At 72.4% G+C, this 15,170-nt stretch carries 12 protein-coding genes; 4 read left to right on the forward strand and 8 right to left on the reverse strand.

Annotated features, from left to right (window positions below; translation table 11 throughout):
- Nucleotides 1-139: 139 nt before the first annotated feature.
- The 6 genes from ACYVLT_RS33330 to ACYVLT_RS33355 are packed head-to-tail and all read right to left on the reverse strand — an operon-like array spanning nt 140 to nt 6,844.
- A complete protein-coding gene (locus tag ACYVLT_RS33330; protein WP_461124096.1) occupies nt 140-1,183 on the reverse strand; it encodes an N-acetylglucosamine kinase in 1,044 nt (347 codons plus the stop codon).
- Nucleotides 1,180-2,457, reverse strand: coding sequence for a 6-phospho-beta-glucosidase (locus ACYVLT_RS33335; RefSeq protein WP_461124097.1), 1,278 nt, complete (start codon nt 2,455-2,457; stop codon nt 1,180-1,182). The genes ACYVLT_RS33330 and ACYVLT_RS33335 overlap by 4 nt, the downstream gene beginning before the upstream one ends.
- Nucleotides 2,454-3,311 (reverse strand): carbohydrate ABC transporter permease, encoded by an 858-nt coding sequence (locus ACYVLT_RS33340; protein WP_461124098.1) that lies wholly within the window; start codon nt 3,309-3,311, stop codon nt 2,454-2,456. Before ACYVLT_RS33340 ends, ACYVLT_RS33335 begins: the two co-directional genes overlap by 4 nt.
- Entirely contained in the window at nt 3,308-4,288 is a 981-nt protein-coding gene (locus ACYVLT_RS33345) for a carbohydrate ABC transporter permease (RefSeq protein WP_461124099.1), read from the reverse strand. Before ACYVLT_RS33345 ends, ACYVLT_RS33340 begins: the two co-directional genes overlap by 4 nt.
- Nucleotides 4,289-4,290: 2 nt before the next feature.
- Entirely contained in the window at nt 4,291-5,619 is a 1,329-nt protein-coding gene (locus ACYVLT_RS33350; protein WP_461124100.1) for an ABC transporter substrate-binding protein, read from the reverse strand.
- 10 nt (nt 5,620-5,629) lie between these two features.
- Nucleotides 5,630-6,844 (reverse strand): ROK family protein, encoded by a 1,215-nt coding sequence (locus tag ACYVLT_RS33355; RefSeq protein ID WP_461124101.1) that lies wholly within the window; start codon nt 6,842-6,844, stop codon nt 5,630-5,632.
- A gap of 142 nt (nt 6,845-6,986) precedes the next feature.
- Here ACYVLT_RS33355 and ACYVLT_RS33360 point away from each other — a divergent pair, with 142 nt between their 5' ends.
- The gene (locus tag ACYVLT_RS33360; RefSeq protein WP_461124102.1) at nt 6,987-7,619 is read left to right on the forward strand and encodes a DUF3159 domain-containing protein; all 633 of its coding nucleotides are present in this window, start codon (nt 6,987-6,989) and stop codon (nt 7,617-7,619) included.
- Nucleotides 7,620-7,774: 155 nt separating this feature from the next.
- Here the strand turns inward: ACYVLT_RS33360 and ACYVLT_RS33365 are convergent, their stop codons facing one another.
- On the reverse strand, nt 7,775-8,707 hold the full coding sequence (locus tag ACYVLT_RS33365) for an N-acetylglucosamine kinase (RefSeq protein ID WP_461124103.1): 933 nt from the start codon (nt 8,705-8,707) through the stop codon (nt 7,775-7,777).
- 101 nt (nt 8,708-8,808) lie between these two features.
- Nucleotides 8,809-12,072: a S8 family serine peptidase gene (locus ACYVLT_RS33370; RefSeq protein WP_461124104.1), complete on the reverse strand. Its 3,264-nt coding sequence runs from the start codon at nt 12,070-12,072 to the stop codon at nt 8,809-8,811.
- Nucleotides 12,073-12,186: 114 nt separating this feature from the next.
- Between ACYVLT_RS33370 and ACYVLT_RS33375 the strand changes: the two genes are divergently transcribed.
- The 3 genes from ACYVLT_RS33375 to ACYVLT_RS33385 are packed head-to-tail and all read left to right on the forward strand — an operon-like array spanning nt 12,187 to nt 15,162.
- Nucleotides 12,187-13,041 carry a fumarylacetoacetate hydrolase family protein gene (locus ACYVLT_RS33375; RefSeq protein WP_461124105.1) on the forward strand — a complete coding sequence of 285 codons (855 nt, stop codon included), beginning with the start codon at nt 12,187-12,189 and terminating at the stop codon, nt 13,039-13,041.
- Nucleotides 13,042-13,081: 40 nt separating this feature from the next.
- Nucleotides 13,082-14,416 carry an enolase C-terminal domain-like protein gene (locus ACYVLT_RS33380; RefSeq protein WP_461124106.1) on the forward strand — a complete coding sequence of 445 codons (1,335 nt, stop codon included), beginning with the start codon at nt 13,082-13,084 and terminating at the stop codon, nt 14,414-14,416.
- Nucleotides 14,413-15,162: an SDR family NAD(P)-dependent oxidoreductase gene (locus ACYVLT_RS33385; RefSeq protein WP_461124107.1), complete on the forward strand. Its 750-nt coding sequence runs from the start codon at nt 14,413-14,415 to the stop codon at nt 15,160-15,162. Before ACYVLT_RS33380 ends, ACYVLT_RS33385 begins: the two co-directional genes overlap by 4 nt.
- Nucleotides 15,163-15,170: the final 8 nt, after the last annotated feature.

The following is a 15,170-nucleotide window of genomic DNA, read 5'->3' on the forward strand; positions in this document are numbered from 1 at the left end:
CCAAGACAGCCCTACGCCACCGTCGGTTGGCAACGCTGTTACCAAGGTGTCACTCGTTGGTGTGAACAAGTGTCGGCAATGGGTGATTCCGCAGCTTTCGCCCGCCCGGGTGCGTCGCAGATCACTCCACCCCCTCACCTCACCCGGCAGCCGCCTCCACCGCGTCCACCGACTCGTACGCCGCTCGCAACCGCTGCTCCGCCCCCGCCGCCGCGCCCAGCGCGTCCAACCCCAGCAGCGCCGCCCCCACCACCGGCGGCACGTCCACCACCCGCACCCGAGCCGCCGGCGCCGACGTCCGCAACCGCGCCGCGACCGCGTCCGCCACCACCCCACCGGTCCCGGTCAGCACCCCGCCACCGAGCACCACGTCCACCGGCTCGGCCAGCAGCTCCAGCCGCGTCAACGACACCCTCGCCAGCAGCTCGACCTCCTCCACGAGCCGGTCCACCACCGACCGCGCCACCGCGTCACCACCCGCCGCGACCTCGAACAACAGCGGGCACAGCGGGTGCGGGTCGAACTCGACCGCGCCGAGGTGCAGCCGCTGGACCACCTCGGCCAGCGTCGCCGTCCCGTAGTGCGCGAGCAGCGCCTCCCGCAACGCCGTCGGCTCGCCACGACCGTCCTCGGCCCGCACCGCCAGCCACAACGCCTCCGACCCGATGTGACCGCCACCGCCCCAGTCACCCGAGATCCGTCCCAACGCCGGGAACCGGTGCGTCCGCCCGTCCGGCGCGACCGCCACGCAGTTGATACCCGCCCCGCACACCACGGCCACCCCGATGCCGTCCGCCGTACCGGCCCTGAGCAGCGCGAACGTGTCGTTCCCCACCACCGTCGCAGCCGACCACCCACGCGCCTCGACGGCCGCACGCAGGTCTTCCTCCTCCTGGGGCAGATCCGCCCCCGCCAAATACGCCGCCGTGTGCTGAGCGATCAACTCCCCACCACCCGACCCGCCGCCCAACTCCCCGCCGCCAAACCCCTCGCCACCCAGCCCCGCCCGCCGCGCCGCCTCACGCACCAACCCGTCGAACACCTCCAAGCTCCGCTCCAACCCCACGTTCTGCGGCGACGCGCCCGGCCCGCGCACCCGGGCCAGGACCCGACCCTCCACGTCCACCAGCGCCACGGCCGTCTTGCTGTTCCCGCCGTCGATGGCGAGCACCCGGTCGGTCACACCGTCCCCTTCACCCACGGCAGGAAGTCCGCGTTGCGCGCCACGAGCTCGTCGGCCAGCCGCTCGGCGACCGCGTGCTGCCCGATCAACGGGTGCGCCAGCAATGCGTCCGCCACCCGGTCACGCCCACCGCGCAGGGCCGCGTCCAACGCCAGCTGCTCGTAGCTCGTCACGTGCGAGATCAACCCCGCGATCGTCGCCGGTACGGGCGGTACGGGCAACGGCACCGCACCACCGCCGTCCACCACCGCGGGCACCTCGACCACCGCGTCGGCGGGCAGGAACGGCAGCGTGCCGCCGTTGCGCACGTTCACCACGTGCTGCTCCGCGCCGCCGCCCCCACCCCCGGTCAACGCGTGCACCAGCTGCACGGCCGCCTCCGAGTAGTACGCACCCCCGCGCTGCGAGAGCTGCGCCGGCTTGGTCACGACCCCCACGTCCCCGTACAACCCGAGCAGCTCCTTCTCCACCGCCGCCACCACCTCGGCCCGCGGTGGTTCGACCTGCTGCCGGCGCACCACCTCGTCGTGGTCGTAGAAGTACTTCAGGTAGTACGACGGCACCATCCCCAACCGCCGCATCAACGACGCGGGCAGCCCGATGTGCTCGCCCAGCGCGTCCCCGTACAACCCGAGCAGCTCCGGCAGCCGGTCGACCCCGTCGACGAACACCCCCGTCTCCCAGCTCAGGTGGTTGAGCCCGACGTGCTCCAGCCGCACCGCCTCCGGGTCGACACCCAGCAACGCCGACGTCCACCGCTGGAACGTGATCGCCACGTTGCACAGCCCGACCGCCCGGTGCCCGTCGGCCAGCAACGCCCGGGTCACGATCCCCACCGGGTTGGTGAAGTTCACGATCCAGGTGTCCCCGCCCGCCACCTCCCGCACCCGCCGCGCGATGTCGAGCACCACCGGCACCGTGCGCAGCGCCTTGGCCAGCCCGCCCGCGCCGGTCGTCTCCTGCCCCACGCAGTCGCAGACCAGCGGGAACGTCTCGTCCGACGCACGCGCCGCCTGCCCGCCCACCCTGAGCTGCAACAACACCGCCGACGCGCCGTCGACGCCACGCTCCAGGTCGTCGGTCGTCGTCACCCGCGCCGGGTGCCCCGCGTGCGCCAGCAACCGCCGCGCGAACGCCCCGACCACCTCCAGCCGTGACACGTCCGGGTCGACCAGCGCGATCTCGTCCACGGCGAGGCTGGTCCGCCGCCCCGCGATCCCGTCGACCAGCTCCGGCGTGTAGGTCGACCCGCCTCCGACAACGGTGAGCTTCACCCTTTGACCCCCGTGAACGTGATGCCCCGGACGAACGAGCGCTGCGCGAACGCGAACAGCACCACCGCCGGAACCATGATCAGCAACGTGGCGGCCATCGCCAGGTTCCACTGCACGTGGTGCATGCCCTTGAACGACGACAGCGCCAACGACAGCGTCCACCGGTCCGGCTTCTCGCTCGTGTACAGCAGCGGTCCGAAGTAGTCGTTCCACGTGTAGAGGAAGCAGAACAACGCGGTCGCCGCGATACCCGGCCGCGCCATCGGCACGACGACCCGCACCAGCGCCTGGAACTCCGTGCAGCCGTCCACCCGCGCGGCGTCCACATAGGACTGTGGAATCGTGAGGATGAACTGCCGCAACAGGAAGATGCTGAACGCGTCGAACAGGAAGTAGGGCGCGATCAACGGCCACAACGTCCCCGTCAACCCCAGGCTCGACCACGTGTCGTACAGCGGCACCGCCACGACCTGCGGCGGCAGCATCATCGCACCCACCACCAGCAGGAACACCACGTTCCGGCCACGCCACCGCAGCTTGGCCAACGCGTACGCGGCCGGGATCGAGCTGAGCAGCATCCCCGCCGTGGCCAGCAGCGAGTACACCATGCTGTTGCCCAGGTACTTCAGCAGCGGAGCCTGCTCGAACACCTCCACGAAGTTGTTCCAGTGCCACTCACGCGGCCACAGATCTCTCGTGAACGCCTGGCTGTCCGACATGACGGCCGTCAGGAAGACAAAAACGACGGGCAACGCGAACATCAACCCCAGCGCCAGTCCGAGGCTGTGCACCGCGACCCAGTCCAACGCCTTCCGCCACGCGAGCGGCCTGCGCCCGCCGACCGCCGCCGTCACGACTCCTCCTGGTGCGACGCCTTGCGCATCCGCTGCACCAACAACGCCGTCGCCGCGAACGAGATCACGAACAACACCGTCGCCATCGCCGCCGCGTAGCCCATGTCGAAGTACCGGAAGCCCTGCGTGTAGAGCCACACCGGGAACGTCAACGTCGAGTTCTCGGGGAACCCGAGCACCTTCGTCGCCCCCGTCACGTCCGCCGACCCGCTCGCCGCCGAACCCGCCACCACGGCCTGCGTGAACAGCTGCAACGCCAGGACGATCGAGTTCACCACCCCGAACACCAGCACCGGCGAGATCGTCGGCAGCGTGATGTGCCACCACCGGCGCACCGGTCCCGCGCCGTCCAGCTCGGCGGCCTCGTACCGCTCCCGCGGCACGTCCAGGACCGCCGCCAGCAGGATGATCATCAGATCGCCGGACACCCACAGCATCACCGCCGCGATCCCGGGCTTGGCCCACACGGGATCGGCGAACCACAGCGGCCCCTCGATCCCGAACCACCCCAGCAGCGCGTCCAGCGGCCCGTCGTTCGGCCGCATGACCAGGAAGAACACCAACGTCGCCGCGACCGGCGGCGCCAACGAGGGCAGGTAGCACAACGTGCGCACCAACCCCACGCCCGACTTCAGCCGGGCGATCACCGACGCGACGCCCAACGCGAACACCACGCGTGCGACGGTCAGCACCACCACGAACCACAGGGTGTTGTGGACGGCGGTGTGGAACAGCTTGTCGGAGAACATGTAGGCGTAGTTCTCCCAGCCGATCCACTCCGGCGGGTTGATCAGGTCGTACCTGGTGAACGAGAACCCGATGGTGGCGATCAGCGGGTAGCCGAAGAACAGGGCGAACCCGAGGGTCGCGGGCGCCATGAACGCCAGCACGGTCAGGCGGTGACGGGCGCGGGCGCGGGACCGCCCCTTGGCCGGGGCGGTCCGCACCACGTCCACGCGCTCCAGCGTGGCCGTCATGCCTACTTGCCGCTCTTCGCGATCTGGTCGTCGATCTGCTGGTCGACTTCCCTGAGCCCCGCCATGAGGTCGGGCACCTTGCCCGCCTGCCACGACGTGGCGAAGTCGCCGATCGCCTTGATGTGCGCGTCACCGATGGGCGTCACCGGGTTGCCCTGGAGCTTCCCGGACTTGGCCAGGTCGATGAACGTCTTGAAGTTCTCGTCCACCTGCAACCGCGGGTCGGCCAGCGCGGCCTTCGTGCTCGGGATGTTCTTGATCCCGTTGGCCAGGTCGACGATCGTCTCGGTGTCGAACGACAGGTGCTTGATCAGCTCCCAGGCCGCGCCGGGGTTCTTCGCGCCCCTCGGGACGCCCATGATGGTGCCGGTGGTGAAGCCGATGCCGTACAGCTCGGGCTTGACCGTCGGGAACGGCGCGGTGCCGAACCGCACGTCCGGCGCCTGGTCCTCCAGGAACGCCGTGCGGTACTCGCCGTCCATCATCATCGCGATCTTGCGCTGGTGGAACGCGTGGTCGGTGGAGTACTCCTGGCCCAACCCCGCCCGGAACCGCTCCAGGTTCTCGTAGCCGTAGAAGTCGACGAGCTCCTTCTGGAACTCCAACATCTGCGCCCACTCCGGACTCGCGAGACCCGACTTGCCGTCGGGGGTCTCCCACTTCGCGCCGAAGTTGGGCGCCCAGATCGGCGGGCGGTTGGCGTAGAACAGCATGGTCGGCAGGAAACCCGCGACCTCGATCGAGCCGTCCGGCGCCTTCCTGGTGGTGCGCTTGGCGAAGTCCAGCAGCTCGGCCGTGGTCTTCGGCGGCGCGCCGATGCCGGCCTCGGCGAGCATGTCCTTGTTGTAGTACAACCCGTACACGTCGCTGAGCATGGGCATCGCGCAGCGGTTGCCCTTGTACTCGGTGTAGGAGCGCACGGCGTCCGGGATCTGGCCGAGGTCGACGTCGTCGCGCTCGATGTAGGGCTTGAGCTCCTGGAACGAGCCGCTGGAGCAGAACTGGCCGATGTTGTCGGTGGTGAACGACATGGCCACGTCCGGCGGGTTGCCGCCGCGGATGCCCGCGGTGATCTTGTCGTCGTCCTGGCTGCCCTCGTGCTCGATCTCGGCGTTGGGGAACTTCTCCTTGAAGCTCTCCAGGGCCTTGGTCACCTCGGCCTGCTCGCGGCCGGAGTAGTTGCTCCAGACGGTCAGCGAGAACCTGTCCTCCCGACCGGGAGCCGCCGCCGGTCCGGACTGCTCGGCGTTGCGGCCGGACCCCGCCGCGCAAGCGGTGAGGGACACCGCCGCGGCCACGCACAGCAACGCTGCGCGGTGCAGCTTGCGCATGTGCTCTCCTTCATCTCGACGTGCTCGGCGCGGTCCGGTTCGGACCGCGGAAGGGTTCGGTCGTGGCGGCGGGCAGACCGAACACCTGTTCCCTGACGACCGACAGCGCGGCGTGCAGTGCGCCGGAACGCACCGGTTTCCCGGTCACCAGGGCGAGTCGGACGGGGGTGCGTGGCACCACCAGGTGGCGCAGCTCGGCGGCGACGAGGTCGGCGAGCGCCGTGCCGCCCGCCTGCGCGATCTCGCCGGACAGCAGCACCAGTTCGGGGTCGAGCACGGCGATCACGTTCGCCACGCCGGTGGCGATGCGGCGGGCCAGGTCCACCAGGAACTCGCGGCCGGCCGGTCCCTCGCTCAACGCCCTCTCCACGGCGTCCTGGCCGGTGCGGGCGGACACGCCGTGCGCGCGGGCCAGGCGGGCGATGCCGGGGCCGGCCAGCAGTTCGCCGTAACGGCTGCCGGTGCGCTCGGTGCCCGTGTCGGCGTGCGCGTGGTCGGGGACCTGCATGGCGTCGATCTCGCCCGCGCCGCCGGTCGCGCCGCGCAGCAGCACGCCGTTGACCACGACGGCCGCGCCCACCGCGTCGGCGGGCCAGAGGAGCACGAAGTCCTTCACCCCGACGGCCCGGCCGGCGATCATCTCCTCCAGCGCGACCAGGTTGACGTCGTTCTCGACCGTGACCGGGGTGTCGAGGAGGGCGGCCAGCTCCTCGGGGATGTTCTTGTTCTCCCAGCCCGGCATGTGCGGCGCGTAGTTGAGGCGGCCGGTCGCCGGGTCCACCGCGCCGGGGCTGCCGACGACCACGTGGTGCAGTGCGTCCGGGGTGAGGCCGGCCTGGGCCGCGGCCTTCGTGAGCGCGCTGTGGAACGCCTTCAGCACGTCGGTCTTCGGCATCGGGGCGCGGTGCTCGGTCAGCGTCGTGCCGGAGATGTCGGCGATGGCGATGTCGATCGCGTCGGGGGTGAGGTCGACGGCGGCGACGTGGGCCAGCGCGCCGTTGACCGTCCACAGCTGGGCCCGCGGGCCGCGTCCGCCGCCGCGCAGGCCGCTGCGCAGGACCGTGCCGTCGTCTTCGAGGCGGGTGAGGAGCTGGGCGGTCGCCGGTTTGGACAGGCCGATGATCCCTTCCAGTTCCGCCCTGGTCAGCGGGCCGTTGCGGAGCAGCGCCTCGATCGCGGCGCGGTCGTTGATCTCGCGCAGCAGCCTCGGGCTCCCGGCTCGCATCGCCTCTCCTGCCTGTTCGGTGGTCCTGTCTGGTAACTTTCCAGACGATTTCGAGGTGACGGTAGTGACGGGGCTCACGGGGGTCAATGCGCCGAGACGGGTCCGTTACCTGGGTTAGGTTGGCCTAAGGCACCCTGGAGGCATGACCGACACGCGTCAGGAGTCGCTGGCCGCACTGCTGGGCGGGCGGGGCGGTGCGCTGGACGCCTCGTTGCCGCCGCTGGCGTTCGTCCTGGGGTGGCTGCTGAGCGGGAGTTCCATCGCCGTCGGTGCTCTCGCGGCCGTCGGTTGTGGCGTGGTCGTCGGTGTTGTCCGGGTCGTTCGGGGCAGTCGCCCCCGCGCGCTGCTGGTGTCCGTCGCCCTGGTGGTCCTGGCCGCGTACGTCGCGCTGCAGACCGGGCGGGCCGAGGACTTCTTCCTCGTGCAGATCTTCCTGAACGCCGCGTCGGCGCTGGTCTGGACCGCGTCGATTGCCGTCCGCTGGCCACTCCTCGGCGTGGTCGTCGGCCTGGTCACCGGCCAGAAGTTCCGCTGGCGCCGCGACCCGGACCTGCTGCGCGCGTACCGCTACGCCTCGTGGCCGTGGGTGGGCCAGTACATCCTGCGCGTGCTCGTCTTCGGCGCGCTCTGGCTGGCCGGCGAGGTCGTGCTGCTGGGCATCATGCGCGCCGCACTGACCTGGCCCCTCCAGGTCGCGTGCATCGCCGTGAGCTGGTGGATCCTCCGCCGAACCCTCCCCACCGACCACCCCGGCCTCCGCCACCCCCGCACCTGACGCGAGAGTCCAACACTCAGCGCGCGAGAGTCCAACACTCGGAGCACCCGAATTCAACACTCAGGCCACCGGCGGTCAGGCCGGTCCCGCGCTGAGCGTTGAATTCAGGGCTCGTGAACGTAGGACTCTCGCGACGTGAGCGTTGGACTCTCGCGTTAGGTGGGGCGGGGGGCGGTGTTGCCCAGGAGGTTGACGGCGGCCAGCCAGGCGGCGCCGGCGGCGCCCTCGGTGGCGACGGTGATCGGGGCGGAGGTGCGGGTGGTCAGTTCGCGCTTCAGGCGGGTGCCCAGGGGGTGGGCGTGGACCAGGCTGCCCATCAGCACGATCGGGGCGCGGTGGTCGGCCGGTCGGGCGGCTTCGGCCAGGTCGGCCAGCACGCGCACGGCGGCGGTGATGATGCGGTCCGCGGACGGCGCGGTGGCGTGCGTGGTCACCAGGGGCGCGTAGGTCGCCAGGGCGATCGGCCGGGCGTTGTTGGCCGCGGTGATCAGCTGTCGCCACTGGTCACGGCGGGGCAAATCAGGGATCTCCGCACGCGCCAGCACGGCGGCCGACAGGTCGTCCACGGCGTCCTGCTCCAACGCCAGCAACGTGGCCCGCACCGCCTCGCGCCCCAGCCAGAACGCCGACCCCTCGTCGCCCAGCAGCCAGCCGTACCCGCCTGCAGTCGCGACCAGCTCGTGGTTCTCGATCCGGGCCGCGATCGAACCCGTGCCCGCCACCAGCACGGTGCCGTCGGGCGACGCCGAACCCGTCGCGAACGCCGCCTCGCAGTCCGTGATCACCCGCATCGCGCACCGCAGGCCCGCACCGCTCCACGCCGCCTCGAACAACGCCGCCACCGCCGGATCGCTGAGCAGCTTGCTCGATCCGGCCATGCCGAGCACGCCCGCCTCGACCTTCCCCGCGTCCAACCCGTCCAACGCCGCCGTCAACGCCTGGCGGACGTGCGCGGCGGCCGACTCCGGCGGGTGGGAGTTGGGGTTCGCGCCGCCCGCCACCCCCGCGCCCAGGCGGGTGCCGTCCAGGTCGAGCACCAACGCCCGGGTGCTCGTGCCGCCCGCGTCCAGACCTACCACGAAGCCCATTGGCCCGAGTATGCCCAGCACCACCGGGGTCCGGCACGCCCAACCGGGTTGACCGGACCTGGCTCTGCGTGACCAAGGGCAGGGGACGACGGGCCGGGGGCTCAGCGCGGCGCCAGCACCTGCGCCCGGCCGCCCGACGCGTTGTGGTGGTGCAGCAGGAGCAGGCTGTCGGCGCCGTCCGCCGCCGCCGACTCCGGATCACGCCGCACCCGCAGCACCGCACCCGGCTCGGCGAAGAACGACACCCCGCCCTCCACCCCGAGCCCCGGTCGCAGCGGGTCGAACGACATCGGCGTGCCGATCCGGTCGACGAGCCCGTCCGCGTTGCCCGGCGCGGGGTAGTTCCCGGTCGTCCCGGCCGTGTAGGTCAGCCGCGCGCTGCCCGCCGCCGGGTCGATGCCCAACGCCGTCAACGCCACCGGCAGCACCACCACGTCGCTGTCCATCACGTTGGTGTCCACGTCGCCGTACTGCCCGTTGAGCGGCTGCTCGTCCACCACCTCGCCATCCGCCACCCGCACGGTCCGCGCCAACCACACGTCCGCCGTCACGACGCCGCCCGAGGTCGGCTGCGCCGCCTGCACGACGTAGTCCTCCACACCGTCGCCGGTGGTGTCGATCCGGATCACCGGGCTGGTCGCGACACCCAGCGTCACCCAGTTCCGCCAGGTCACGACCCCGAACGCGAGCATCCCGCCGGACGAGGCCGCGCCGACGTACCGCAGGTCACCGCCCCTGGCCGACGCGGTCACCGCGCAGTCGGCCTGCACGCCGTCCGCGCAGTCGGGCAACTCCGGGCTGACGCCCTGCAACTCGAACGCGCTGAGCAGCGACCGGTACGCCTCGTCGCCCTCGCCCTGGTCCACCGCCCGCCCGGTCACCTCGACCGAGCCGTCACCCCGGTCCACCGCCGCCACGTCCGCGACCGGTTTCGGCGCCGCGTACACCGGCACCCGCAGCGTGCGCTCGCCACTGCGCACGAGCAGCCGCCCGGACGCCTCGGCCAGGAACTGCCTGGCCACGTCCGCCTGCCGCTTCTCCAGCGTCGGGTCGGCCACCTTCCGCAGCTCGTCGGGCACGACCGTCAACGTCACCTGGGTCGTCCCCGTGCCACCCGGCGGCACGACGAACGTCCGCGGCCACACGTCGAACCGCGCGCCGGGCACGGCGGTGGCGGCCTCGTACACGACCGTCACCGCACGCGGCCGGGACGACTTGTTCACCACCTCCACCGTCTTGGTCACCGACATCTCCGCCGCGGCCTCGACCGGCCCGAACGTCACGCCCACCGTGCCGGGGTCGTCCCGCACCATGGCCAGCAGTTCCGCGCCGACCGCGTCCAGCGCGTCCACCCGGCCCGCGCCGACCCGCATCGGCGCCTCGGGTTTGCCGGTGGTGTGGTCGTCGCCGTCGGTCACGTCGCCGCGCGCCGTGTTCATGATCGCGGCCTTGACCTCCTCGACCGTCCACTCCGGACGCGTCTCGCGGACCAGCGCGGCGATGCCCGCCACGTGCGGCGCGGACATCGACGTGCCGCCCTGGCTCACCGCGTCGGAGCCCGTGCCGGCCGCCGCGGACATGATCGTGTCCCCCGGCGCGGCCACGTCGGGCTTGGCCGCCGAACCGCCGCGCGCCCCCCGTGAGGATGTCGGCGTGATGGTGTCCGCCAGGGTCGGCGTCATCGTCGGCGCGGCGTTGCGCAGCGAGCCGAGCATCCGCACCTGGAGCGTCCCGTCGGCCAGCGCCGGCCGCAGCGCCTCGGTCGCGACCCGGGTGAACTGGAACGCGGGGATGCCCGCGTTGCCCGCGATGGCCGCCTTGAAGTGGTCGTTGGTGGTGGTGAGCAGCACGCCCTCGGCGCCCGCCGCCTCGGCGTTGTCGGTCCGCGCGCCGGAGCCGCACTCGCGGGTCGCGTCGTCCTCGTCCCACTCCAGCCACACGAACCTGCCGTTGAGGTCCTCACCGATCGGGGCGCAGCCGTCGAGGTTCGCGGCGTCGGACACCGGCACGACGGGCAGCGCCAGGTCCAGCGCCGCGTACCCGGCGTATTGCTTGCTGTACTGGCCGGCGTGCCGTGCGCCCGCCACCTCGACGCCGTCGAGCATGGTGAACGCGTCCCGCGTGTTGGCCACCGCCAGCGCCTCGGGCGTGTTCGCGGGCGAGCCGCCCACGTCGTAGAGGTCGCCGCCGTTGCCCGCGGACGCGACCACCACCACGCCGTGCTCGACGACCTTGCGCACGAACAGGCTGTCCGGGTCGTCCTGGCCGCCGTAGTCGCTGCCCAGGGACAGGTTGACCACGTCGAGGCGGTCGCCGAAGTCGCCGTCGCCGTTCGGGTCGAGCGACCAGTCGAGGGCGGGCCCGACGAGTTCGGTCGACCCCGTGCAGCCGAACACCTTCAACGCGTACAGCGACGCCTTCGGCGCGGTGCCGGGGCCGATCCTCATGCCCGCCACGGCCTCGGGCGCCAACGTCCGGTAGTCGCCGGTGAACGGGGTGCCGTCGGCGTTCTCGCCGTACCCGGCCGCCGTGCCCGCGACGTGCGTGCCGTGGCCGTGGCAGTCGAGCGGGTTCGGGTCGGGGGCGGGCACGGCCTTCGCCGGGTCGTACGCGTCGTAGTCGTCGCCCGCGAAGTCGTGGCCCCCGACGACCTTCGCGGTCGGGGTCCACGGCGCGGTGCGGTCGACGGCGTCGTAGGCGGCGGTGGTGCCGGGACCGCCGAAGTCGGCGTGGGTGTAGTCGATGCCGGTGTCGACGATGCCGATGCGCAGGCCTTCGCCGTGGCGACCGGTGTCCCGCCACACCCGCGCCGCGCGCGTCAGCTCCACCGCGCCCGCGTTCCGCACGGACTTCGGCACGGTCAGCCGCACGGTCTTGACCTCGGGCAACGTGGCCAGGCGGCGCAGGCTCGCCGCGTCGGCGGCGACCACGACGCCGGGCACCGCGTTGCGGGTCTTGGCGACCTCGCGGGTGCCGGCGTCCTCGGCGCGCAACGCCCGCACGACCCGGTCGGCCTGCACGTCGGCCCGGCGCCGGGCGTCCCGGGCCGCCGCCACCGGGTCGCCCGCGCCGCGCGCCTGCTCGTCGCGGTACGCCCGCGCCGCCGGGGTCGTGGTCAGCTCGACGAACGCGGTGACCGGTCCGGTGGCCCTGGCGAGCGCCGGGCCGACCCGCTCGGACGACCCGTTGCCCGCGTGGTCGGCGCGGTTCGGGGGCAGCGGTCGGGCGTCCTGGCCGGCGGCCGCCGCGTTGCCCACCGGGAGCGCGCCGACCGGGAGGGAGCCGACCAGGAGCGAGCCGACCAGGAGCGGGCCGAGCAGTGCGGCGGTGGCGGCGGCTGCCCACACCGGGCGGTGGTGTTTCATCGCGACCCTTCGTGACCGGGATTCATCGGACCAATAACCGGACAACCTCTAGACGGAGCGGATCGGGAGCGCTATACATCCGATCTGTCGACCGGCTGTTGAGGAGGGCTTGCCGTGCGGTTGTTGCGCCTGGGACCCGCGGGTTCGGAACGACCCGCCGTCCGTGCCGACGACGGCGTCACGTACGACCTGACCCCGCTGACCGACGACGTGACCGGCGCGTTCCTCGCCGCCGACGGCATCGCCCGCACCAGGGCCGCGCTCGCCGCCGGTGAACTCCACCCGATCGTGGACGACGGTGCGCGGATCGGACCGCCGGTCGCGGGCGTGGGCAAGATCGTCTGCATCGGCCTCAACTACCGCGACCACGCCGAGGAGACCGGGCTGCCGATCCCGGCCGAGCCGGTGGTGTTCCTCAAGACCCCGGACACGATCGTCGGGCCGAACGACGAGGTGCTCGTGCCGCGCCGCTCGGTCAAGACCGACTGGGAGGTCGAGCTCGCCGTGGTCATCGGGCGCACGGCCCGGTACCTGGAGTCCACCGAGGAGGCCCTGACCTGCGTCGCCGGGTACGCGCTGTCCCACGACGTGAGCGAGCGCGAGTTCCAGCTCGACCGCGGCGGGCAGTGGGACAAGGGCAAGAACTGCGAGACGTTCAACCCGCTGGGCCCCTTCCTCCTGCCCGCGGACGAGGTCGGCGACCCGCAGGCGCTGGGCATGCGGCTGTGGGTCAACGGCGTACCGCGGCAGGACTCCTCCACCAAGAACATGATCTTCCCGGTGGCCGAGCTGGTCCGCTACCTGAGCTGGTTCCTCGTCCTCCGACCGGGGGACGTCATCAACACCGGCACGCCCGCGGGCGTGGCGCTCGGCCAACCGGAGCCGAAGCCGTACCTGAGGGCGGGCGACGTGGTGGAGCTGGAGATCGACGGGCTCGGCCGCCAACGGCAGACGCTGGGGCAGGCGTGACGGCGGGCGGGCGTGGGGGCCTGACGGCGGGGCGCGCGTGATGGCACCGGCGACGGACCGGGTCGTCGCGCTGGACGTGCTGGACATCCGGTTCCCGACCTCGCGCGAGCTGGACGGGTCGGACGCGATGAACCCCGACCCGGACTACTCCGCCGCCTACGTCGTGCTGCGCACGTCGGACGGGCCGGACGGGTACGGGTTGGCGTTCACCATCGGCCGCGGCAACGACGTGCAGGCCGCCGCGATCCGGTCGCTGGCGCACCACGTGGTCGGCCGGCCGGTCCCGGAGACCGCCGCCGACCTGGCCGACCTGTCCGCGGCGCTGGTCGACGACTCGCAGCTGCGGTGGCTCGGCCCGGAGAAGGGCGTCGCGCACATGGCGCTGGGCGCGGTGGTCAACGCCGCGTGGGACCTGGCGGCGCGGCGCGCGGGCCTGCCGCTGTGGCGGTTCCTGTCGGAGATGACGCCGGAGGAGATCGTCGGCCTGGTCGACTTCCGGTACCTGTCCGACGCGCTCACGCCCGACGAGGCGCTGGAGATCCTGCGCCGCGCCGAGCCGGGACGCGCCGAACGCGCCGCCGCGCTGGTCCGCGACGGCTACCCCGCCTACACGACCTCGCCGGGCTGGCTCGGCTACCCCGACGACAAGCTGGCGGGCCTGGCCCGGCAGGCGTTGGCCGACGGCTTCGACATGATCAAGCTGAAGGTCGGCGGCAGCCTGGACGACGACGTGCGGCGGATGAGGCTGGCCCGCGAGGTCGTCGGCGACGGCGTGCGGATCGCGGTGGACGCCAACCAGCGGTGGGACGTCGGCACGGCGATCGCGTGGATGCGCGAGCTCGCGCCGTTCGACCCGTACTGGATCGAGGAGCCGACCTCGCCCGACGACGTGCTGGCGCACGCCGCGATCGCCAGGGCGTTGCGCCCGATCAAGGTGGCCACCGGCGAGCACGTGCCGAACCGGGTGGTGTTCAAGCAGCTGCTGCAAGCGGGCGGGGCGGACGTGGTGCAGCTCGACGCGTGCCGGGTCGGCGGCGTCAACGAGAACGTGGCGATCCTGCTGCTGGCGGCCAAGTTCGGCGTGCCGGTGTGCCCGCACGCGGGCGGCGTCGGCCTGTGCGAGCTGGTGCGGCACCTGGCTATGGTCGACTTCGTCGCGGTGTCCGGCACCACCGACGGCCGCGTCATCGAGTGGGTCGACCACCTGCACGAGCACTTCACCGACCCGGCCGTGGTGCGCGACGGCCGTTACCTCGCGCCCACCGAGCCGGGCTTCTCGGCCCGGCTGCACGAGCGGACCCTGGCCGACTACCGGTATCCCGGTGGTCCGGTCTGGACGGAGCTGTCGGCGTTCGACGGGAGGGATGGCACGTGAGCGAGTTCGAAGGGCTGGTCGCGGTGGTGACCGGCGGCGCGTCGGGCATCGGCCTGGCCACCGCGCGGCTGCTGGCCGAACGGGGCGCGACCGCGGTGGCGTTGGACCTGAACCCGCGGGTGGACCCACCGCTGCACGGGATCAAAGTGGACGTGACCGACGACGCGTCGGTGCGGGCCGCGATCGACGAGGTGGTCGAGCGGTTCGGCCGGCTCGACGTGGTGGTGAACAACGCGGGCATCGGTGCGCAGGGCGACGTGACCGCGAACCCGGACGACGAGTGGCTCCGGGTGCTGGACGTGAACGTGCTCGGCATGGCCCGGGTCGCCCGCGCAGCGCTGCCGCACCTGCGGCGCTCGCCCGCCGCGGCGATCGTGAACACCGGCTCCATCGCGGCGTGGGCCGGTCTGCCGCAGCGCGCGCTGTACTCGGCGAGCAAGGGCGCGGTGCACGCGTTGACGTTGGCCATGGCCGCGGACTACGTGCGCGAGGGGATCCGGGTGAACGCGGTGGCGCCCGGCACGGCGGACACCCCGTGGGTGGGCCGCCTGCTCGACTCGGCGCCGGACCCGGCCGCCGAGCGGGCCGCGTTGGAGGCCAGGCAGCCGCACGGGCGGTTGGTCTCGGCGGACGAGGTCGCGGGGGCCATCGCCTACCTGGCCGGTCCGCTCTCCGGTTCCACCGCGGGCACCATCCTCGCGGTCGACGGCGGCATGCACGGGCTGCGGTTGCGCCCGAAGCCCTAGGAGGAACC

Source organism: Saccharothrix stipae, assembly GCF_054781895.1.

What these genes read in the sequence shown, in the direction of transcription:
- ACYVLT_RS33380 (WP_461124106.1), top strand. Translation starts at nt 13,082, where the DNA reads ATGGCACCGGCGACGGACCGGGTCGTCGCGCTGGACGTGCTGGACATC.
- ACYVLT_RS33365 (WP_461124103.1), bottom strand. Translation starts at nt 8,707, where the DNA reads ATGGGCTTCGTGGTAGGTCTGGACGCGGGCGGCACGAGCACCCGGGCG.
- ACYVLT_RS33350 (WP_461124100.1), bottom strand. Translation starts at nt 5,619, where the DNA reads ATGCGCAAGCTGCACCGCGCAGCGTTGCTGTGCGTGGCCGCGGCGGTG.
- ACYVLT_RS33370 (WP_461124104.1), bottom strand. Translation starts at nt 12,072, where the DNA reads ATGAAACACCACCGCCCGGTGTGGGCAGCCGCCGCCACCGCCGCACTG.
- ACYVLT_RS33360 (WP_461124102.1), top strand. Translation starts at nt 6,987, where the DNA reads ATGACCGACACGCGTCAGGAGTCGCTGGCCGCACTGCTGGGCGGGCGG.
- ACYVLT_RS33345 (WP_461124099.1), bottom strand. Translation starts at nt 4,288, where the DNA reads ATGACGGCCACGCTGGAGCGCGTGGACGTGGTGCGGACCGCCCCGGCC.
- ACYVLT_RS33355 (WP_461124101.1), bottom strand. Translation starts at nt 6,844, where the DNA reads ATGCGAGCCGGGAGCCCGAGGCTGCTGCGCGAGATCAACGACCGCGCC.